The 20759-nt window shown below is 51.3% G+C and carries 19 protein-coding genes and 1 pseudogene; 12 read left to right on the forward strand and 8 right to left on the reverse strand.

The window, feature by feature from the left end:
- Both VFA09_12330 and VFA09_12335 read right to left on the reverse strand, forming a co-directional pair.
- Positions 1-1272, reverse strand: a 1272-nt coding sequence (locus tag VFA09_12330) for a hypothetical protein (GenBank protein ID HZU68056.1), incomplete at its 3' end; no start/stop codon positions are given.
- Between the two features lie 479 nt (positions 1273-1751).
- Positions 1752-2438: a helix-turn-helix transcriptional regulator gene (locus VFA09_12335; GenBank protein ID HZU68057.1), complete on the reverse strand. Its 687-nt coding sequence runs from the start codon at positions 2436-2438 to the stop codon at positions 1752-1754.
- A 584-nt stretch (positions 2439-3022) separates the two neighbouring features.
- Here VFA09_12335 and VFA09_12340 point away from each other — a divergent pair.
- A complete protein-coding gene (locus tag VFA09_12340) occupies positions 3023-3859 on the forward strand; it encodes an SGNH/GDSL hydrolase family protein (protein HZU68058.1) in 837 nt (278 codons plus the stop codon).
- Positions 3860-3942: 83 nt separating this feature from the next.
- On the opposite strand, the gene VFA09_12345 is transcribed toward VFA09_12340, so the two are convergent.
- Entirely contained in the window at positions 3943-5232 is a 1290-nt protein-coding gene (locus tag VFA09_12345) for a PQQ-binding-like beta-propeller repeat protein (protein ID HZU68059.1), read from the reverse strand.
- Between the two features lie 240 nt (positions 5233-5472).
- Here VFA09_12345 and VFA09_12350 point away from each other — a divergent pair, with 240 nt between their 5' ends.
- From VFA09_12350 to VFA09_12375, 6 genes are all read left to right on the forward strand, one after another.
- Entirely contained in the window at positions 5473-6117 is a 645-nt protein-coding gene (locus VFA09_12350; GenBank protein ID HZU68060.1) for a hypothetical protein, read from the forward strand.
- Positions 6118-6242: 125 nt separating this feature from the next.
- On the forward strand, positions 6243-7010 hold the full coding sequence (locus VFA09_12355) for a response regulator transcription factor (GenBank protein ID HZU68061.1): 768 nt from the start codon (positions 6243-6245) through the stop codon (positions 7008-7010).
- A 5-nt stretch (positions 7011-7015) separates the two neighbouring features.
- Positions 7016-9517, forward strand: coding sequence for an ATP-binding protein (locus tag VFA09_12360; GenBank protein HZU68062.1), 2502 nt, complete (start codon positions 7016-7018; stop codon positions 9515-9517).
- A gap of 324 nt (positions 9518-9841) precedes the next feature.
- The gene (locus VFA09_12365; protein ID HZU68063.1) at positions 9842-10462 is read left to right on the forward strand and encodes a LuxR C-terminal-related transcriptional regulator; all 621 of its coding nucleotides are present in this window, start codon (positions 9842-9844) and stop codon (positions 10460-10462) included.
- 281 nt (positions 10463-10743) lie between these two features.
- Positions 10744-11301 (forward strand): MauE/DoxX family redox-associated membrane protein, encoded by a 558-nt coding sequence (locus VFA09_12370; GenBank protein HZU68064.1) that lies wholly within the window; start codon positions 10744-10746, stop codon positions 11299-11301.
- A gap of 1197 nt (positions 11302-12498) precedes the next feature.
- The gene (locus tag VFA09_12375) at positions 12499-13071 is read left to right on the forward strand and encodes a hypothetical protein (protein ID HZU68065.1); all 573 of its coding nucleotides are present in this window, start codon (positions 12499-12501) and stop codon (positions 13069-13071) included.
- Positions 13072-13381: 310 nt separating this feature from the next.
- Here VFA09_12375 and VFA09_12380 read toward each other — a convergent pair whose 3' ends face one another.
- On the reverse strand, positions 13382-13603 hold the full coding sequence (locus VFA09_12380) for a hypothetical protein (GenBank protein HZU68066.1): 222 nt from the start codon (positions 13601-13603) through the stop codon (positions 13382-13384).
- Positions 13604-13708: 105 nt separating this feature from the next.
- Between VFA09_12380 and VFA09_12385 the strand changes: the two genes are divergently transcribed.
- The 5 genes from VFA09_12385 to VFA09_12405 all read left to right on the forward strand — a co-directional run bounded on the left by VFA09_12385 (position 13709) and on the right by VFA09_12405 (position 15866).
- A complete protein-coding gene (locus VFA09_12385) occupies positions 13709-13960 on the forward strand; it encodes an IS66 family transposase zinc-finger binding domain-containing protein (protein HZU68067.1) in 252 nt (83 codons plus the stop codon).
- 101 nt (positions 13961-14061) lie between these two features.
- A complete protein-coding gene (locus VFA09_12390; protein ID HZU68068.1) occupies positions 14062-14496 on the forward strand; it encodes a redoxin domain-containing protein in 435 nt (144 codons plus the stop codon).
- 131 nt (positions 14497-14627) lie between these two features.
- Complete coding sequence (locus VFA09_12395) at positions 14628-14834, forward strand: hypothetical protein (protein ID HZU68069.1); 207 nt, start codon at positions 14628-14630, stop codon at positions 14832-14834.
- 35 nt (positions 14835-14869) lie between these two features.
- The gene (locus tag VFA09_12400) at positions 14870-15388 is read left to right on the forward strand and encodes a hypothetical protein (GenBank protein ID HZU68070.1); all 519 of its coding nucleotides are present in this window, start codon (positions 14870-14872) and stop codon (positions 15386-15388) included.
- 292 nt (positions 15389-15680) lie between these two features.
- Positions 15681-15866 (forward strand): hypothetical protein, encoded by a 186-nt coding sequence (locus VFA09_12405; GenBank protein HZU68071.1) that lies wholly within the window; start codon positions 15681-15683, stop codon positions 15864-15866.
- Between the two features lie 121 nt (positions 15867-15987).
- Here the strand turns inward: VFA09_12405 and VFA09_12410 are convergent, their stop codons facing one another.
- The 4 genes and pseudogenes from VFA09_12410 to VFA09_12425 all read right to left on the reverse strand — a co-directional run bounded on the left by VFA09_12410 (position 15988) and on the right by VFA09_12425 (position 20460).
- Positions 15988-17352, reverse strand: a complete 1365-nt coding sequence (locus tag VFA09_12410) for a PQQ-binding-like beta-propeller repeat protein (GenBank protein ID HZU68072.1) — start codon at positions 17350-17352, stop codon at positions 15988-15990.
- An 87-nt stretch (positions 17353-17439) separates the two neighbouring features.
- Positions 17440-17925: pseudogene (locus tag VFA09_12415) on the reverse strand (transposase).
- A 73-nt stretch (positions 17926-17998) separates the two neighbouring features.
- A complete protein-coding gene (gene ltrA / locus VFA09_12420) occupies positions 17999-19747 on the reverse strand; it encodes a group II intron reverse transcriptase/maturase (protein HZU68073.1) in 1749 nt (582 codons plus the stop codon).
- A gap of 584 nt (positions 19748-20331) precedes the next feature.
- Positions 20332-20460 carry a hypothetical protein gene (locus tag VFA09_12425; GenBank protein ID HZU68074.1) on the reverse strand — a complete coding sequence of 43 codons (129 nt, stop codon included), beginning with the start codon at positions 20458-20460 and terminating at the stop codon, positions 20332-20334.
- Positions 20461-20759 lie beyond the last annotated feature (299 nt).

Here is a 20759-nt window from a genome sequence, read left to right on the forward strand (position 1 = left end):
ATAGTAGGTGCCCGATCTGTCCCAGACATGGAAGCAGGGCTGGCCATTGTTGGTCACCTGTTGAATGCGCAGGTAAGAGATATGTTCGGTATCGTAGAAGGAGCCGTTGGGGATCAGGCGGTCGCCGACATTGGCCACGCCACTAATGAAATACCAGGTGGTGCCCGTGTTGGGATAGACATCGGCGCTGACTGACCCCAGCGAGAGCGTCCAGCCGTCGCCGACGTTGTTAGCCGGCGAGGTGCGGCTGTGCCGGTTATTGGGGTCGCCACTGGAGTAAGTGAGCGCTAGCTGCGGAGCGAAGCCACCCGGGCCGGGAGGCACCTGGATGGGATAGCTGTAGGCCAGTTGACCCGAGTTACCCTGCACGGCGGCCAGGTGCGTGGTTGGCGGACTCTGATTCTGTGGATCGCCACCACCGGTATCGAACGGGCTGGGATCAAGCACATGGCTGGTGGCCGTCAGGGTATGGACAGTCGCGTTATCCTGCATCGGAATGATGAGATTGGTCGTGGGCTTGTGCGCCGCCTCGGCTACCGCGATCAAGGTTGGCCAGGTCAGCACTAAGGTACTCGGATCGAGGCCTAGCGCCGCCAGTTCAGAGGGTTGATAGTGGTAAATAATTGTGACCGGAGTGCGCAGCTGAATGCCACTCACCACCTGCCCGTGGCTATTGAGGAGCTGCAGCTGGTAGCGTCCGAGTTCGGTAAAGGCGGCAGCAAAATGCCCATGCACCTGGCTCAAGTGCATGGTGAGTGGGCCAGAGGGCGATTTTCCTCCAGGAACGCTCGCATGGGAGAGGTCTAGAGCTCCCGGCTGGAGCTGGACTTCCAGGCGATGATCGCTGCCGACGAGATCAAGGGCCGGAGTGCCGGGTTGGCCGGAGAGAAAGGCCTGCGAGAGCGGCTGGCTGAGAGGCTGCATAGTGGCGGGTTCCGCGCTGGGCGGCAGTGTGCTGTAATCGGCGGTGTGGGCATTATACGCGCCGGGCAGCGGGGGCAGCGTATGGGGATGGCTCGCTGGAGCATGCGAGCCCGAGCCGGGCCGTCCCTGCTTGAGAAATTGCTGGTAGGTCAGGCTGGCCGGAGCGCTGGGACGAACATGAAGGCCAGCAGCCAGCGCAGGAGGGGCCAGCAGGCTCCACTGGCTCAACAGTTGCGACAGCAGCAGGCAGAGGAGCAGTGGAACGACCAGGCGAACAGGCGAGAAAGATAGACGTGCCTGTCGAGATCGATGAGCAGCAGATCGCGGGTCAAAAGGCGGATGAAACATGTAGCACGCTCCATTTCTTGTCGGCAGCACACAAACAACCACCTCATGAACGGTATCAACCGAAAAAGCGAAGGCAGGAACCATGTCCCCGCATCCTGTTGAATTCTGACGACCGAAACGGGAATCGCCTCGTCCTGCAGGGACAGCAGCTTGTCCCTGTCCCAGTACCTCTTTCGGTCGTTACAATCCATCAGGTCATACGGGCACAGCCACAAAGGCCTGACATCAGGTTGAGCAGATAAGTAGAAAGCAACGCACGACAAAATGACGCACTGCAGGATAATGCCATGATTGGCAGAGGAAGGTGCAGAAGCAAGAGGTTGATACTTCCTCTCTCCCCTGTAGAAGTTCTGCTTTTTCCCCTTGCTCCAAGCATACCTACTTTGTTGCGATTTGTCATCCCGAAAAGCGGTATTTTTTCTACGGAAAAACGTAGAAAAAATACCGCTTTTCGGTAAAAGAGACCTGCTTGTATGCCTCTAGCGTGGCTCCAGAAGGTCATGCTCCGGCAGGATACGAGGGGCAAGATCTGCAAGAGGAAAAAACAAACCGGCGGAAAATGCAGCAAAGACGGCTTCCCGTTCATTTTGTACGCCCAGTTTCGTATAGATGCGCCGGCGGTGCTGGCCTGCTGTATCCTCTGTAATATGCAAGGCGTTTGTGATCGCCTGCAGGTCATCGCCCCGGCACAGCAATGTGAGCACCTCCCTTTCACGAGGCGTGAAGGTGGGAGTGATAGAAGTGTTTCCTGATGGAGACCTTCCTTTGTTGAGCAGGAGCAGTTCTATGCGATACAAGAACAAGGCGCAGATACTGGCGGCTACCTGGGCCACCGGTACAGGAACGACAGGGCGGTCAGGCGCTGTCGCATCAGGCGCGAAGGAGAGTGTTCCATATTCCCGCCCATCGATCTCAACCGGAAAGCTCTGCCAGAAAGATGGAACGCGAGTCAGTCTCCCCTGCTTACTATACAAGCGCAGTTGTGCCTGTCCTGCTGCCGCAAGCGCTACCTCGTGGCACATGGTTTCCACCACTGCGTGCGGCTCTACCATCAGGGTCTGCCGCAGGTGCAGCAGGCGCGCAAGAAACTGCATGGAATCAAGAGGATGAGAACGAGGTGCGTTGGCTTCCGGTAATACATCAGGGTGATGGTTGTTGGTAGACATCGTACGACTCCCACGAAAAAATCGAACTGGTTCCACATGCTGAGAGCTGTCTCCCCGCTCTGGACAGCGAAAAACACCTATGAGATGCCAATGTGGCAAAAACGCCCGATGAGAGAAATAGCGTTACTACGGATAAGTATAAATACTCAACTGCTTGTTGTCAAGATACAAACTGGCTGCCAGGGCGATTCAAAAGTCCTGTAGGGACAGTGGCTGGTCCCTGTCCTCGTTGGGGGTCCTGATGCCTCTCTTGCACCCCGGCCGGACAGGGACCAGCCACTGTCCCTACAGGAGGCGTACGTGTTCGCTCGACTTTTGAATCGCCCTGCTGGCTGCTTCCAGGGCTTTCCAATGCTAGCCGACAGGGATGAAAATGCTGCTCAGCCGGTGCAATTTTTACTTACCAGCTCCTGCTCGGTTTTTTAGCATTGGAAAGCCTTGAAGCCGGAAACATAACCTCTTGTTTTATCCTATAGTTAAGGTTATACTATCTACAGGTGGTGTCTACTCTTTTCCTCTATTTTTAGGGAAGCAGCAATACCTGGGGGTGTCTGCTGCCCTTGCATTCAGAAGGAGAGCTTGCCATGCTCAAGAATGCCTATGTGTTCCGCTTCATCCTTGCGCCTCTCTTCCTCGTCGTTTTTCTAGGCTTTAGTGTAGCGCCGGTAGCATTCGCGGCCTCTAACGGGCGTCATACAAAGCTCGTTGGACCCAAGAAGTATTATTTAGCGTTGGGAGATTCGCTGGCTTTTGGCTACCAACCCGATCTCAACTGGGACCATGGTTACGTCGATGACTTCTTCAGCAACCTGAAAGGGTATGGGGTCAAGGACGTAGCCAACATGGGCTGTCCAGGTGAGACAAGCAACACGTTTATCAATGGGGGGTGTCCCTACTCCTACCTGCGTAAGTTTCCTTATGTCGGCCCGCAACTGAGCGCAGCCGTTACCTATTTGCAGTTGTTCGCGGGACAGGTGAGTCCGGTAACGCTCGATATCGGCGCGAACGACCTGCTACCGGACATCAATCCCAACAATTGCAGCGTCAGTTCGAGCTTCAACACTGATTTGCAGACGCTCGATAAAAACCTGACGCAGATTATCCTACCACAGTTGAAGGCAGCGCTTACCGTCCACGGGCAGGTGACGGGCGACCTGGTGATGATGAACTATTATGATCCCTACCAGAATATCTGCCCGCAGGATGTTCCATTAGTTCAGATGATCAACCAGCACCTTGCTAACGATGTGAGCGGCTTTGGCATCATTGTCGATGTCTTCAGCGCATTCGGCGGCCCAGGCGTGCCCAACAAACACATTTGCAGCTATACCTGGATGTGCAGTTTCTTCAATGATATTCACGCCACGACCAAGGGTTACAAGGTGATTGCCAATACCTTTGAGCAGGGCACCGGATATTAGGTAAATGATAGTGTATGACGAGCCGGCATCCAGATCGAGATAAAGAGTAACCACCGTGCCGGCTCAGCATACCAGCATTTCTATCAATGAAATGCGTACAGCTTGCCATCATCGGAGCCGACATAGACCACGCCGTTGGCGACTGCAGGTGAAGAGACGATGGCATTGCCGAGCGTGCTATTCCACAGGTTATTGCCGCTGCCGGCATCGAAGGCATAAATTTTGTCATCATCGGAGCCGATATAGACAATTCCATCGGCAACGAGCGGTGAAGATTGAATCTTGTCACCGGTTGTGGCAGTCCAGTGGATCGTACCCGTATTGGCATCGATGGCATAGAGCTTGTGGTCATCGGAACCCACATAGACTACGCCATTGGCAACCGCGGGTGAGGATTCTATTGCATCTCCAGTTTTGACGGTCCAGAGGATATTGCCGGTAGGAGCATCCAGGGCGTAGAGTTTCTGATCGCCGGAGCCGATGTAGACTTTGCCATTTGAGAACGCGGGCGAAGAATTGATGGGAGACCCGGTGGCAACCGTCCAGAGGGATTTGCCACTGTTGGCATCCAGCGCGTATATCTTGCTATCATTGGAACCGAAGAAGACCATGCCATTGGCGACGGCAGGAGAGGAATTGATTGGCACACCCGTCGAGAAAGTCCAGCGTATCTTGCCGGTCGCGGCATCCAGGGCGTAAAGATTGCCCGCGAGTGAGCCAACATAGACAACGCCGTTTACGACTACCGGTGAGGAGCTTGATGACCCGCCAATGGAGACAGACCAGCGCGTTTGCCCGGTCGCGGCATCCAGGGCATAGAATTTATCATTATAGGAGCCAGCATAGACGATGCCATTGGCAACCGCGGGGGAGCATGAAATCACGTTACCAAGTGTGATAGTCCAGCGTATCTTACCGCTCGCTGCATCCACAGCATACAGCTTGTGGTTGCCAGAACCGGTATAGACGACTCCATTGATAACAGCAGGGCTGGTATTGATTTCGCCGCCGGTTGTGATGCTCCAATCTTGCTGCAATTGAGCGACATCTGAAGTATTCAGGACGCGCTCGTAGGGATTAAAGCCGGTATGCTGCGGGTTGAAGCCAAACATTACCCCCGCGCTGGTACCGGCGGCATATGCGTGGGCCGCGGCCTGCGCGTTGGCAGCATTAACCGCGGCAAGATGGTTATTATAAAGTATGTAGGCAATCACAGCAGCCGCTATCACGATAACGCCTACAATTCCGATCAGGATTATGTTATTACGCGGCCTTGTCGCCTTGCGCCTCATAGCACGTTTTGTTTGCTGGGGGCGGCGCGTAGTCCGCGGGCGGTTTTTAGCGGATGTTTTCTGTTGACTCGTCTTTGCCATAGGAACTATTATTCTCCCCCTGTCGGCCATATATGGCACTACTTTAAACTCTTTCGTTCTCCACAATTATAACGATTGAGTCTATAGGCAAGGGCAAGGATAGCAAGAACAGGTACATTTCATTGATCTCAAATCAATCTTCTGCCGTACCTTATTTGAGAGGTAGCGGTGTGTTGCATCATTCCGGCATCCATGACTAACGACCGTATTTATTCATTCACGAGATTGAGGAGATTTGTTATGGTCACTCGAACTGCTGGCGAGACGGCCAGCAAAACTACATTGGAAACTGGTTCCTTCGAACGCTTCGCGAGTATATGCGCAATCCTGGCGGGTATCGGCAGTCTATTGTACGGAATTGCATTTGTGGTGCTTAAAAATGGTATGCTTAGCTCGCTGTTTCTGATGCTCGGCGGTTTGCTATCCACAGTAGTGCTGACGGCTGTCTACCGGCGCGTGCGCACAGTCAATGAGAGCGCGTCCTTATGGATGTTGCTACTGGGCATAGCAGGCGCATTCGGAGCGCTATTGCATGGGGGCTATGATCTGGCAAATGCCATCAACGCACCGAATGTAAGCGCCGCAATTATGAATCTGCCAAGCGCGGTTGATCCACGAGGTTTGCTTACTTTTGGTGTGACGGGCATTGCGGTGATAATACTGGCATGGCTGATCGGCAGCGGTGGGCAATTGCCACGTGTGATGAGCTATTGGGGCTATCTGCTGGGAGTGCTGCTGGTGATACTCTACCTTGGGCGTTTGATTATTTTGAATCCGCAGAATCCGTTGATTGCGGTGGATGCCCTGCTATGCGGGTTCGTGTTGAATCCGGTGTGGTATATTGCGCTGGGATGGGCATTATGGAGAGGATGGGGAAAGAGATAAGAAAATGCACCCGAAACCTGTCTGCCTCTTCACGAAGCTGCTATACTTTACATGACCTGTGATATATCCAATAGAGAGACCACGAGGATCTCTTTAAAAGTATCCTGAACGGGTGTAGGAAGCGTATGGCAGTTATTAAATTGTTGGTTGTTGACGATCATGGACCACTACGGAAGGCACTAAAGGAAGGATTACAGGCGACCGGCGCGGTGCAGGTGCTGGGCGAAGCGGCCACGGGGCAGGAGGCGCTGGCACGCGCGCTGGAACTGGATATCGACGCGATCTTGATGGATGTGCAGTTGCAGGACCCGCAACTGGGAAAGAAGGCAATGAGCGGTGTGGCCGCCGCGGTAGCGATCCGCCGCGAGCGCCCGCGTATGCCCGTGGTCTTCTATTCCATCCAGGATGATGACGAATACTATCGTGAATTTCGTGCCTCCGGCATTCTGACCCACTACGCCTACGTGCGCAAGAGCAACTATCTCTTGCCGGGCATGCTGGTTCCGTTGCTGCACGATGCCATCAATGGGCGCAGCCTGGTTGATCCCGAAATCGAAGATCGCGTGCAGGAGGTGCGAGACCTGGATGAACAATCTCCTCGCGCTCTGCTGGAGCCGAATGAACTGCGCGTGGCCGAACTGGTGGCGCAGGGCATGACCAACGAGCAGATCGCGGCGCGCCTGAACCTGCATGATAAACGCGCCGTGAGCCGCACGAATGGACGCATTTACGCAGCCTGGGGCCTGAGCGATAGCGCCGTCGACGACAAAGTGGCCAGGGCGCGCGCAACCCTTATCTATACGCTCAATCGTATGATTATATGGGATGAAAATGGCGAAGCACTTGTGCAGGATCGCCGCGGCGATTGGGTCCCACTGTATAAAGAGGAATAAGTTCCATGGCGTTCTCGACCTTTCTCGAACCCATCCACCTGCTCCAGTCCATCGCGCTGGCGCTCTCGATCTTCAACATGGCAACCTTCCTCTGGCTGGCGCTGACCGTCTGGCTCAATGGTGACCGCAAGGCGATTATCACGCGTATGGGCGTTGTTGGTCTTGGGCTGTCGGCCCTGTTTTTCTTCGTCCAGGCGCTGCTGATCACCAGCACACCCGCGGAAAGGCCAGAACTGATCTCGCAGGAATTTTTATGGCACCTTATCTGGCTGCCTGCCATCGGCGTTCCCTATCTCTGGTTCGCCATTGGCCTGTACTATGCCGCGCTCATCAACGAGGGTTGGCGCAGGCGCCGCCCACCGATGCTTATAGCGGCAGGCGCGCTTGGCTGTATCGTCTTTTTGCTGCTCGTACTGAATGCATCGACGTTCACTTTTAGCGGTACAATCAATATATTCAGCGTTGGCGCTCAATTCGTTGTGCCGCCCGGTACCCCGGTCTTGCCCGTTATAGTGATTCCGATCCTCTTTCTAGTCTACGTCACCTTCTGTGCCGTCGGTCCATGGTTTACCTTCCGCCGCATTGGTCGCCTGCTGCGTGTGCTATGGTATATCGGCGGACAACACCTGAGCAATGCGTTTCACAGGAAAAGTGAGGTAGCGGTAAGCACTGCTCCGAAATTAGGGCGTGCCCTCGTAGATGCATTCTGGAATGATCCCACCAATGTTGAAATGCTGGAAGAGCCTGCTCTCTCCTGGCACCTGGCACGCCCCGGATTATTAGCAGCTGCCCTGCTGATGGCCGGACTGACTACGACACTGGTGATACTGGTGATTCAATCGCTCGATAACTGGCTGGGCTATGAACGCCTGCATACATTTGGTCGCTCGGCTTCACAAGTGTTTCACGCGACTGTCAGCGTACTGGGGCCAGAGAGCATTCTTCCTTATAACCTGATCGTACTCGATCTGCTGGCCACCGGGGCGGTCGCGGTTATTATCCTGCTGCTGGGGTACTCGGTTGTGCGTCATGGCATCCTGATTGAACGTCCCCTGGCCCGGCGTGGCTTCCTCCAGCAATGGCGCGGCATCGTCATTGTTCTCACGACCGTGGCAATTTTTATCGCGCTGCTCGTCAACTTCACAAATAGCGATCTTGGGGGACTGCTGCTGATTACACTGCTCGCGACCGTGGCTTACGCGCTCTTCACATGGAGCAGCTATACCGCCCATGATCGTTTTATCGCCCTGCTGCGCCCATTTGTGCGCAGTTCAGGCCTGCGCCACTGGCTGAATACGGACCTGCAGAAGACGGAACAGGATTTGAAGAATATCTTCTACCACCTCTGTCACGATGTGCTGGCCGTAGAATGCGCCTACCTCAATGTGATGGCCGGCACGGTGAGGCGAAGTTTCAGCTATCGCTGGCCTGCGAACGCAATCATGGATTTTAAAAATGTAACCAGGATAGAAGGGACGGAGGCCGATTCATCGCGCCCAGCGCCGATTCATCGGCCCGCCGGTCGGACGCCCAAACGCATACAATTTATGCTGCGTGACCGGCCCATGATCTGCTGGGTCTTGCCGATTTACGACGAACGCGGCCTCGTCGCCACGCTCTATCTTGGCCCGCGAGAAGATGGCGCGGCTTTCACCGACGAGGATATGAGTATCGCTCAAACGTGCGGGCAACGCATACTCGATGCCCTCGGCGACCATGAAGCCATGCAGGCCGTCACTGGTCTGTTGCGCCGCCGCATCGTCGATGTGAAATTACTGGACGCACAGCAGCGCCGTTTGCTGCACGATGAAATTCTGCCACAGATGCACCTGGCCCTGCTGCGCCTGGAAACGCTACGCGCGCTTCCTTCGGAAGGACAAAAAGCGCAAGAAAGTATGCTGAACGAGCGTAGTAGTTCCTCAAACGGGCATAATAGCTACGCGGCTACACAGGTAAGCGAGACCGCGGCCTTGAACGAGGCGATAGAAATGATCAGCGATGCGCACCGCCGCCTGGCAGCGATGATGCGCGCCAGCGCTCCCAGCGCGCCGCATCACCTGGAACGCGATGGCCTGATGCAGGCGATCCATGCCATGCTCGAACAGGATTTTCAGAACGCCTTCGACGAGGTTGAATGGCAAGTATCCGATGAAACCGCGGCCTACATTGATGAGGTGACGCCGCCTGCTATCGCCGAGTTGATCTTTGCCGCCGTGCAAGAGGTGCTGCGCAACGCTGCCCGCCACGCACGGGGGGCTGACGTGCATCGCCGCCTGCGCCTGCTGCTCAAGGCCTCCTGGAACCCCGAGGATTCCTCTCTAGAAATAATCGTGGCTGATGATGGTGTTGGTATCGCTTCCGCCAGCAGTTCGACCACCGGCACAGGTGGCGGGCTGCTGACACATAGCGCTTTGCTCGCGATAGCGGGTGGCAAGTTGATGATAAAGAGCGCCCCTGATGAGGGTGTTACAGTGCGGATTGTGCTGCCTGGGGAGGCGCTGCGGTGATAACTGATAACTCACTGCTTCATAAATATATATTGCTTTTTATGAGATGAGCTTCTTCTCAGCAACCGGCACATTGCTTTATGCAGCAGCATTTTTCATCCTATAAAGAGTCTTCATCTTCAAATTGTATGTCTTGCAAAAATTACTTTATCTCGCCTACAATAGATAAGGATGACCCCTTCAGAACCAAACCTTGCCTGGATGCATACAGGATTATACCAACGATGACCCTTGCTTATTAGAGCGAAATGAATATTTTAGCTCCGGTAGAAGCGACATCTCGTCACTGCTAAATCGTTACAGGGAAGTAGGAGTATTAGCTATATGGTGACTATTTTACTCGCAGACCCGCGCGAATTGCAGCGAAAAGGGTTACGCAGACTCTTCGAAACAGTTCCACTTGTGAAATACATTGAAGCAACTACTATCCAGGGGATAAAGCAAGTCCTTGTCTCTTATCCAATCGACCTTGTGGTCATTCATCAATCGTTAATCACAGCTATCAAACTGCTTCCAAAGGATCATTTCGTGATTATGGCAGAACGGCTGGACATTGATCTTTTAAATATTGCACGAAGGTATGGAGCTAGAGGGTATCTTCAGGAGAACCTTTCGCTAGAAGTTCTGCAACTGCTTCTAAGGATTGCTCAGCGAGAAGGGGAGAAAAGCTTCTTTCTCGATCCAGGCCTGGTACCAGATCTGCTCGATGCTCTTCCTGAAGATTATTCTCCCGCTGTTGATCTTCACGAGTTGACATCTACCGAGCGTAAGATACTCTACCTTTTGCATGATGACCTGGAATATTCTGAGATTGCGAAGCGACTTTCGGTTGCTGAAAGCACCGTCAGGTACCATGTGCATCACATTACAAACAAATTGGGGATGAGGCGGGAGCAATTGATGCGCCTTAAGTTGCCAAAGAACCAACAAAAGGGTGAGGGTTGATTGCATACGAGAACGGTATATTCAGAATTTCGCAGGTTGCTTGCTCAACAAAGACCAACAAAAAACCAACGTTTGTTGATGGGAAAAAGTGGAGGTGGAGAGTATACTTGATAGTGGATAAATTGATCGTAGATACATGGCAAAAGTCTTGGGAAACCAAGGTTGTTACCTTGCATCAGTAGTCGGCTAGACCGTTATATCTGAAATTGCCAGCTACAGGAGTTCCTCTGGCTCTAGCTTACAGCATCATTTTCTTATTTCTTGAGTAAGAGGTGGGGACTATGCAGTATCTGATTGTGATCGCACAAACTGCTCTTGGACTGGTATTTCTCACTTCAGCAGGAGCAAAGGTTCGGCTTTCTCGGACTCTCTTACAAGCTATCCAGCAATATGGGTTGGGGCTTATCGGCCCAAAACTAGCCTATGTCGTAGCACGCTTATTATTGGTATTCGAGCTTCTACTAGGACTCTTGCTAGTTAGCGGCTTCTGGCCTGAGTTTGCGGCTATTGGAGCCTCGGGTATACTACTTATTTTCACCATTACTATGGTAATCAATCTCATCCAGGGTCACCGTTTTCATTGCCATTGTTTTGGTGCAGCAAGTGCTGAGATTGGCATAGGCTCTCTAAGTCGCAATATTCTCCTGATTATTATTAGCCTGCTCTTGGCTACCCATTCTCCCTGGATTCCCTCAGCAATACAGCCACTTCATATAGGTGCCGGTTCTTTGTTTTATCTAAATATACTTGCTCTCATCCTTGTTAGCAGTAATATATACATGCTGCTCTTGATCATTGGTGAAATCGATATTCTGTTCCGTATTCCTAAGACCGAATAAAGCGACTAATAGATATGGAAAAATGGGAAGCAGCACTTTCTCTGGTTTTTCACCTTGAGCAAGAGTTTAGAAGACTATAATAGATAGAAAGGAGTATACATGTCAGGATTGTGGCTAGTCACATTTCTTGTCCAATGGGTCATTGTTCTCGTACTGCTGGTCCTGGTAGCCGGTATCTTGAGATACCTAGCTTCTGTTGAGGAGCGATGGAATTTAATAGCACCTCCTGTTTCTTCATATGAACTGGGGCAGAGGATCGAAAATTTTGCCTTGCCGGATATGACTGGTCAGTTGATCCATAGTGAGGATCTGCTTCGACGGTCTAATGGGGCAGTCTTTCTATTTGTTAGCACTTCCTGCTCTGCCTGTGAGGCTCTGCTAGCGCAAGTATCGGAAATAGCTACACGCCCGAATGGATTATTGAAAAAATCCCTGGTAGTCGTTGTACTCGGAGTTACAGGTAACTTAGAGCAGCTTTTAGTATCCTATCCCAGTCTAAGTAACGAAAAAATCGTAGTCCTAACTGATCCAGATGGAATTGCGCTACGTCAATTCGGTATCACAGCAGTCCCCTTGGGCCTCGCCCTGGACCGTGAGAGCCGGCTTGTCCATCAAACGCACAATCCCCATGTTACCAAATGGCTCTATGTGCGACTGGATGTGACTCCACCAACGGAGCCAATTTCTTCTGGCCGTACCAGCCTGATTGTTCCTGCAGCCTATCGGAGTCACTGAGCAAAAAATCCAGGTCCCGGAAGTGCATTTGAAAGGAGTGCTGAAAGATGACAAATGATAGTGAGGATCTGAACTTCATTAGCCGTTCCACACGCTTTTTTATGCATCAGGTATCCCGGCGAGGTTTCTTAAGGACTGTTGGAGCTACCTCGCTCATCCTGATCAGCCCTGTATTTGGCCCCAGTAGGCTTCTCTCACCTGGACGCCCTACTTCTCCCAACGCCTGTCCCCCGGATGTTTGTCCAGGTCCCGCATTTGGGATTTGTAGCTGCGAATTTAGCGCCTGCACAAGTGGCGGGAAGAAATGTACCTGCGTTTGTCCTTCTTTCTGTGGTGATTGCGACCCAACCTCGGTGATGGCCGAATGTAGCTGGCAGTGGGTATTGAATCAATGCTTCTTCTCTTGCAGGTGTTTACCATGTTAGCAATTGACATGGTTCAAATGATTGAAAGGGGTCGGTTATGTCCAAATGGATGAATCGAGAATCTCAAGGTTATGATCCGCTGGTAGGATATCAAAACAAGCCTATTATCAGCTCGGGACAAGGGAATCAGCGATACCTGGGCCGAGTGATTGTTGAGCTTTGGGAAGATGGCAGCAGCCATGACGATTCTTATAAAATTGCCTACTCGGCCAGAGCAATTGATGGATATAACGAAAAACTAGTCCAAAGAGTGGCGGCTGCGTTGCCAGTACGTATACAGCATAATAGCTCCTTTAAACCAGCACCCGAATCAGTAACTGCAACAGCCACTTCACCTCAAAGCTGGATCAGTAAAGTTAGTTCGGCTGATGATCCGCTGGTAGGATATCAGAACAAGCCTATTATCAGCTCGGGCCAGGGAAATCAACAATATCTGGGTCGAGTGATTGTTGAGATCTGGGAAGACGATAGCGCCCATGATGATTCCTATAAAATCGCTTTCCTGGCCGATGCTATTGATGGAAATAATGAAAAATTATTGCAAAGAGTTGCGGCTGCGTTGCCGACGCGTTTACAGCGCAATCCCCCATTCCCACCTTCCATGATGTAGGGGACGCGATTTTCCTTGAACAAGAGAAAAACAAACAGCGTGTGTGCGCGTTTACCAGGCAAGATTTGTAGATGAGATAACTACGAATCTTGCCTGGTAAACGTAGACGAAACTGATGAGAACATTCGCCTTTAGCTTTTCTCCTCCCAGCACTCAAGTATAAAATAAAACATGCTACTATCTAGAGGCTAACTGCGGAAGCTAGCGTATTTACTTTGCATCGGATCTTTAGGAAAAGAGAACGATTTAAAATATCACTTGTTCCAGAAAAAAATCAACAAACGTTGGGGGGAAGCAGTTGCCTGGGTAACTATTCAGGAGTCCTAGAAGGCTTGCCTAAAGACGAAAAAGCGACTACAGTAAAGCCATGACGCCCGAAGAAGAACAGCTGCGACAAGAGAATAGCCGCTTGCAGGAGCAAGTCCGCCGACAACAGGATCTGATCGAACGGCAAAGCCAGCAGATTGCGCTGCTCAGCGCCCAAGTGGAAGACCTGCAAGCGCGCCTGTCCAAAGACAGTCATAATAGCCATCTGCCACCCTCTTCCGATCGCTTCAAACGGAGGCCGAAGAGCCTGCGCAAGAAGAGCAGCAAAAAGGCAGGAGGGCAAGCAGGACATCCTGGAGAGCACCTGCCGATGGTCCAGACACCTGATCAGGTGATTAGCCATGCAGTCGAGACCTGTCCGGCGTGTCAGCACGACCTGCGAGACATCCCAGCTTGGCAGGTGGAACGTCGGCAGGTGGTGGAGTTGCCTGCCAAACGCCTCGTGGTAATCGAGCATCAAGCCGAGCGCAAGTGCTGTCCCGCTTGCCAGGAAGTGATCCTGGCCCCGTTCCCCGAGCAGGTCAGTGCGCCCGTGCAATATGGATATTGTTGCTCTTTCTGACTATACTTATGGCTGGCGTACTACGGTATTTGGGAACAATTCAGGGTAAGATTGAGGATGTAATACCTCTTACATCTCGCTTTACTCGTGGGGAACATGTGATGGAATTCGAGTTACCCGATCTTCAAGGACGGCTCATCAGCAGTAAAAGACTATTCAAACTTAAAAACAAACAAAAACTGCTCCTTCTATTCCTTTCAACAACATGTGATTCATGCCGCATATTACTCAATAGTATAGCTGAGCTTACATCTAGCGCTCAAGATCAAGCTGTTCCAATAGTCTTGATTTGCATTGGCCAACTAGGCGATGTTATGCAAATGGTGAGTAAATACAGTACACAATTAGAAGGAACCCATATTTTGGTTGATCAGGGTGGATTTGTAGCTCGACGCTATGGTATTCGAGGAGTTCCATTCGGAATGGTACTTAACAAATTTGGTCAAGTTATGCAACAATCTATCGGTCCGACATCGGACTGGTTACAAAATACATTAGGAGGTACAGACAATGAACGAGTGGAAAAAACAGGTTAGTCTAGTGGATACCTTAACGCGTTTTGTAATGCGTCAACATACCCGTCGAGGTTTTTTACGTTCCTTAGCAAAAGGGGGAGCTGCAGTCGTCGCAATTGGAGTAGGCATAGGGGGATCAGGAAAAAATGTGTTTGCACAATCAGGACTTCCTGATCCTTGCTACGGAGAGTGTAGCCTTTATTCCTCATACTGTTACAGCGGTGGAGAAAGATGCTTCATATCATGTCCAAATTGTTGCTGGCTACAACCACATCAAGCATTCGGGCACTGGTACTGGTGGCAAAATGAGCCTCAATTCAGTTGTGGCTATCTTCTCTGCACATAAGTGTTGTTTGTAGAGATCTGCGTTTTCAGAAAGGAAAGGAAATTATCTATGCCAGAGAAAGTGCTTGTGACAACGGGGAAGAAGCGAGTTGATCCACTAGTCCAATATTATGGATCACCGATTCTTGAAAATAGTGATATTGACAGTGCTTACCTCGGACGTGTTATCATTGAACTATACCGAATCACACGCCTAAAAGAAAAACTTACGGATGCAAATAGTTTACGATGCATCGTTGGTCCATCCAACAGGTTGACAGAAGACGAACTAGTACAACGAATTGCTGCCGCCTTTCCTCTTCGCGTTGCTAGTTCCAGGCCTTCTAATGCTGTGATAGGACCATTAGCGAGATATAAATTGCCGATTATTGGTGAGGATAGCCCCGATGATCGCTATCTCGGTCGAGTTATTATTGAGCTATACGGAACCCCTGGCCTGCAAGCACTGCAGATAGATGCAGATAATTTGCGATATGCAGTGGATGCAGCTAATGGGATAACAGAAAGTGAACTAAAGCAGAGGATTGCCACTGCCTTTCCTCTTCGCGCTAAATCGCTTAAACATTAAGCCATTAGGTTGAGAGAGGACCATTTCCCAAATCCGCCTCACTCAAAAGAGGGTGTATGGCATCAATTGCACTTGTTTTTATTCCAGATAAATGATGAATTTATCTGCTAGTATACACGATACCGATGGAACCCCTGCCATCTCTCCTCATAAGGATGGAACATTACTGACAGTTGCAGACGTACAACAATATGTAACGACCCATCCGTTCCCTGGAGGGCCTGTTGTTCCAGGCACGCAGCTAAAAATTGTGATTCTCCAACTTATGACAAGCCAGGAAGCGAGTGTACAAATGCGAGGAGAATACGTAGGGCTTCCAGATAATGCCGAGGTGTATTATGTAGTGGTAAAAGGGCCATTCCTTTTGACGAATGTAACCGCGATGATAAGTAACCAGGGTCCGCACAAATTTGAACTGGGCGAAGAGGCCTTTGACGCGAAGACGGGCAATCGACTGGTATGGGGTATTCAAGATTAATATGGTGCAACATGAGTCATCCCACAAATTGAAAAGGCAAGAAGAACAGCAAGCTTCGGATGGCTAAAAAAGGTATGGCCGGTTTGCCGTCTGGCAAACCGGCCATACCTTGCACAGAATCCTACACCGTAAAGGCATACACCGCTTTATCAGATGAAGCGGTGTAGAGATAGCCGTTCGAGATGATCGAGGTGGCGAAGATCTCCTTTTTTGTCGCATACGAGAAGAGAATATTACCGGTGGCGGCAGAACGGACTTCTACGGCCTGTGCCTGATTATCAACAACAAGATCACTGGTGCAGGTAACGGATGAGAGTATCTTGCCGGGGATCTGAAAGAACCAGAGAGGCGCGCCGGTATCGGCAGTAAATGCGCCGACCGTACCTCCATAAGGCTGACCATTGTTGACGCCTCCGGCAGAACCAGTATAGACTACGCCGTTGTTATAGCAGGAGGATGAGACGTTATCCCCATTAACCTGCTCTGAATTGCTTGACAGCGTCTGCTCCCATACCGGCCCCTGCACCAGGTTGGTGCGGTCAAGTACGTAATAGATGCCATTTTTGTTCAAGACGCCAATATAATGGTTGTTGTTGTAATCAAACAATGTGGGTGTCGCGCCGAAATCGCCATCCGGGATATGCTGGGCGAGCGGGATTTGCCAGTGATCCTTGATGGCCAGCGTAGAGGGATCCATGGCCAGGATAGACTCCGCGTTATGCTGCTTTGATAGCGAAAACCCCTGGTTGTTGCCGGTGGCGATGTAGATGGTATTGGTAGTAGGATCGACTGTGGGGGAACTCCAGACGGTCGCGCCCTGATCGCCATCCTTCACCAGCGAAATGCTGGCCGCGATTGTACCATCACCGAGGTTCAGCGCAAAAAATTTGCCTTGCACCTCGGGTGGCTCACAGGATGATGCCACGCCAATATAGAGTAAATTATTATAGACCAGGGGAGATGCAAAGATGTAGGACGGCGTTGGGGCGATCAGTGTTTTCCAGATGACTGATCCATCGGCGGTATTCAATGCGTATAGATTGCCGTCGCCGCCGCCGACATAGACCACGCCGTTGACGACAGTTGCTGTCGAGGTAATTCCTTTGGCGGGACAGCGCCTTGTTGCTGGATTGATACCCAGAAATTGTTTCCAGAGCAGCGTGCCATTCGAGGCATTGAGAGCATACTCGTAACCATCCCAGGAGCCGATATAGAGGACGCCATCGGCAGTGACGGGCGAGGCTTCTATTGGGCCACCGGTATAGTATTTCCAGGCCAGGTGCAGGTTACTCGCGGTACCAGCCGTAATAGTTGTCTCAAACGGATTGGTTCCGGTACGAGAGGTATTATTCATAAAGGTCGGCCAATCTCCGGCGTTCTGTCCATGCACCGAGGCAGGCGAATGGGAGATCAGCGTACCAACCGTTAGCATCACGATAAGTAGCAAGAGACAGCTGCTGACCAGCAATGATTTCTTTTTCAACACGGTTGTTGCTGCTTTCTAAAATGTGTTCAAACGTGTTCACACAATTTCAGTTGCGGGGAAAACGACCGCACACCGCACGGGATCGCCCGTGTGTGGCCCCAGCCGGGCAAGGAACCTCATCAAGATATTGACGGCGCTATTGTCGTCGCGATCCATGGTGAGTCCACATTCCGTGCAACAATACGTCCGTTTCCAGAGCGGCATGGCTTGCTTGTGCCCACAGCCGCTACAGGTTTTCGACGTCTCGCGTTCATCTAAAAAGTGGAGGTCTTTTCCGTACAACTGGCATTTGTAGATGAGCATCTGTGTGAAGGGATACAAGCCCCAGTCGTTGAACACTGCTCGGTTGAGGTACTTGTTCCGCTCTCGATGTTCGTTCATCACCATTTGCCGTTGACTGAGATCTCCCACCACCACGGTTCTTTCATCCAGCTTGTGGGCGATCAGATGACTCGCCTTGTGCAGAGAATCGTGCTGCTTGTTGCGTTTCTGCTGTGACACGCGCTGGTAGACCTGACTCAAGTGGCGATAGCGGCGTGACCCCTTCTTGCATTTGTCTCGCTTCGAGCGAATGTTGTTACAGTCAATGAAGAAGATCACTCCTCTTCCTGCTGCTCCGAAACTGAACATGAAAGTTTCCCTTCATTCAGCTACTCAGTGTATGGTCGTTGTTATCGACACTCTTCGCGGTATTCTTTGCGTGCCGCGAGTCGTGGCAATGTCGGTGGAGAGCGAACTTGTTGCTCAGTTCTTCTCCGCCTCCTTCACTTTTGGGCGTGATGTGATCTATCTCTATGAGATCCCCTGGTCGAAAATAGAGTTCACACCATCTGCATTTTCCTTCTTGCTTTTGGAGGAGCCTTGCGAGTGTCCCTTTGAGCATCGGGTGATGTTTAAGTCTTTGGCTCCAATAGAGCATATTTCCATCATAGAGGCTGGCTTCTCCCTTTACCTTTGCATGTCGTTGGATACTCGTTTTGCTATGCTGCCAGATTTCCTGCTTCTCTGAGGTTGAGAATACCCAGTTTCGCGTTTCGTCTTTTCGCCAGTATTTTCGATGTATCCACCGCTCCCCTCTGGTCGGGTGTTTGTGCCTGGCCCATTGTTCAAGTTGGTGGTAGAGAATGTAGTCACGCGTTGAGAAGGTCTTGGCTGCTACCACTGATCGGTAGTACCTGGACCCTCCTCGTATCACCGGGTTGAGTTGTTTGATAAGTTTCTCTTGCGAGATGCTCCTCATCCCTCTCAGCCTTTCCTTGATCGCGTGGGTGTGCCTCTTGATAGCTTCTTTGCTCGGTGTGATGAGGGTTTTGAAACCGAGCCTTCTTCCCTGTGGATCTTTCCCGGTTCGGTTCTTTCCTACCGGGTGTTGTCTCACATGAAAGCCGAGAAAATTGAAGCCCACTTCTCCCTGATATGGGGTTACTGTGTGCGTCCATTTCGTTTTGCTCGGTTTTAATTCCAATCCCATGCCAGCTAAATGCTCTTTGACGGCCTCTGCTGCTTGCTGCAACTTCTGTTCGTCTGAGTGGAAAAGCACGAAATCATCGGCATATCGGACCAGGATGGGTTTTTCCGAGCTTCTGCTGGTATTTGCCTCTGTAACGATTGCTTCTATCCCGTGAAGTGCCACATTTGCCAGGAGCGGTGAGAGTGGGCCACCCTGGGGTGTTCCTTTCTCTGTCTTGGCAAATTCCACTCCATCCATGACTCCGGCTTTGAGCCATGCTTGTATGGTCTGTCTCATTGCCGGGTAGGTGTGGAGCTTTTCCACCAGAGCCTTTTGATTGATGTTGTCGAAGCAGCCGGAAATGTCGGCATCAAATACATATTTCGGTTTGTATCTGATCGCGTTGAAGATTGCTCCGATGGCATCATGGCCTGAGCGTCCTGGGCGAAAACCGTAGCTATTTGCGTCGAACATCGCCTCCCATTCCGGTTCGAGTCCTGTTTTTACCAATGCCTGTTTTGCTCTTTCAAGCATTGTAGGTATACCCAGAGGGCGTTTTTCCGCTTTCCCTGGTTTTGGTATCCACACTCTGCGAACAGGTTTTGGCTTCTGGTGTTTCCAGTGTTTCGGATGAGCTTGCTTTGCCAGAGTAAATCGTTGTGCAGGCTTGACGTTCTTTACTCCGTCAACTCCCGCCGTCTTTTTCCCCTGGTTATCTTGAGTTACCCGTCGCACCGCCACTAGCCTTGCAGCTTCGGATTTCATCAGCAGTTTTTGCAGTTTTTGAACTGTCCTTTTGTTTCCACGTTGGCTGGCTTGATAGATGCGTTTTTGGATGCGGTATACATGCTGTTCTAGCTTGCGCCAGGGCAACTCGTTCCAAGCCTCGCTCGTAGGGTCAATCGTTTGGTTTTGATTGTCTTGCGGCGCTTTCCTATTTGCCATCGTACTTACTCTCTATCTTCCATACAACCGTGTCCACGTCAGCATATCCTCTGGCTTTCCCAGAGGCGTTTGCTTCTTGGACAATCTCTCCACAGGGGACCTTGGTTGGCACCTACTCACCGTATCGTCCGTCCAGTGAGAGTCTTCCTGTGGTTATCCCGTTCCGAGTATTCGTTTGATGCTGTTTTAGGTTAGCACTCTACGCCGAGCTACTTTCGCGTGAGAACGAGTCGTATCATGTCCGCTCGTCTTTGTGGCTTCTGTGATGGGAGCCACCGTTCGCTTTTCCCATTTTGGGCAGGCTCTTTAACCCGCGTGAGCCTGTTCTGGTTAACGACGCTTCCAACGTGCCTTCGATTTCCTCTCCTGGTGGAGAGTATCTCACCATGACAGCCAGCTAGCGGAGTCACCGCATCGGATTTGCAGTTTATCCGCATTACCGCCCGCTTTCCTGATTGATGACCAGTCGCTACAGGAGGGCCGTTGCTATCAAACACTCACTTTGTTGGTCAGGGATTTCACCTCACATCGAATACTCAGTTATCCAGTCATTTTTCCTGGACCTTCCATCCTTGAGCTTTCGCTCATTTCGGAAGAACGGTTCGCACCATCACCCACCAGTTGTAGAGACCTCGACACTTGGCCTGCATGAACGCGAAGGTTTCGGCGTCGTGTTCGCTTACCTCAAGCCGGATTTTCTTGCTGATCAGCATCTATCTCTCCTCTCCTGGTATTCTTCCACCGTCCAGCTTTCCCGGTGCTGTTTCCTCATCACTTGCATCGCTGGCAAAAAGAGCGTGCATCGTGACGCTTGCATCGCTTGCATTCTTCTGTGCAGCAGAGCTTGCCCAGCTGGCAACAACCTGTTTGCGATAGCGGCTCCTTGAGAACCATCCTTGTAGACCTGGCTACTTGGATGGTTTTTTCATCCTGAAACTCCGTTCTCTTTTTGAGGCGATTGGCTCAGGTTGAATACATGTGCAGACCATTTTGAAAACAGTCGGCTTCTCCT

This window comes from Ktedonobacteraceae bacterium (assembly GCA_035653615.1).
GTDB lineage: Bacteria > Chloroflexota > Ktedonobacteria > Ktedonobacterales > Ktedonobacteraceae > DASRBN01.

Coding starts and splice junctions, on each gene's coding strand:
- VFA09_12335 (HZU68057.1), bottom strand. CDS start 2,438: ATGTCTACCAACAACCATCACCCTGATGTATTACCGGAAGCCAACGCA.
- VFA09_12340 (HZU68058.1), top strand. CDS start 3,023: ATGCTCAAGAATGCCTATGTGTTCCGCTTCATCCTTGCGCCTCTCTTC.
- VFA09_12345 (HZU68059.1), bottom strand. CDS start 5,232: ATGGCAAAGACGAGTCAACAGAAAACATCCGCTAAAAACCGCCCGCGG.
- VFA09_12350 (HZU68060.1), top strand. CDS start 5,473: ATGGTCACTCGAACTGCTGGCGAGACGGCCAGCAAAACTACATTGGAA.
- VFA09_12355 (HZU68061.1), top strand. CDS start 6,243: ATGGCAGTTATTAAATTGTTGGTTGTTGACGATCATGGACCACTACGG.
- VFA09_12360 (HZU68062.1), top strand. CDS start 7,016: ATGGCGTTCTCGACCTTTCTCGAACCCATCCACCTGCTCCAGTCCATC.
- VFA09_12365 (HZU68063.1), top strand. CDS start 9,842: ATGGTGACTATTTTACTCGCAGACCCGCGCGAATTGCAGCGAAAAGGG.
- VFA09_12370 (HZU68064.1), top strand. CDS start 10,744: ATGCAGTATCTGATTGTGATCGCACAAACTGCTCTTGGACTGGTATTT.
- VFA09_12375 (HZU68065.1), top strand. CDS start 12,499: ATGTCCAAATGGATGAATCGAGAATCTCAAGGTTATGATCCGCTGGTA.
- VFA09_12380 (HZU68066.1), bottom strand. CDS start 13,603: ATGGCTATTATGACTGTCTTTGGACAGGCGCGCTTGCAGGTCTTCCAC.
- VFA09_12385 (HZU68067.1), top strand. CDS start 13,709: ATGGTCCAGACACCTGATCAGGTGATTAGCCATGCAGTCGAGACCTGT.
- VFA09_12390 (HZU68068.1), top strand. CDS start 14,062: ATGGAATTCGAGTTACCCGATCTTCAAGGACGGCTCATCAGCAGTAAA.
- VFA09_12400 (HZU68070.1), top strand. CDS start 14,870: ATGCCAGAGAAAGTGCTTGTGACAACGGGGAAGAAGCGAGTTGATCCA.
- VFA09_12405 (HZU68071.1), top strand. CDS start 15,681: ATGCGAGGAGAATACGTAGGGCTTCCAGATAATGCCGAGGTGTATTAT.
- ltrA (HZU68073.1), bottom strand. CDS start 19,747: ATGGCAAATAGGAAAGCGCCGCAAGACAATCAAAACCAAACGATTGAC.
- VFA09_12425 (HZU68074.1), bottom strand. CDS start 20,460: ATGCTGATCAGCAAGAAAATCCGGCTTGAGGTAAGCGAACACGACGCC.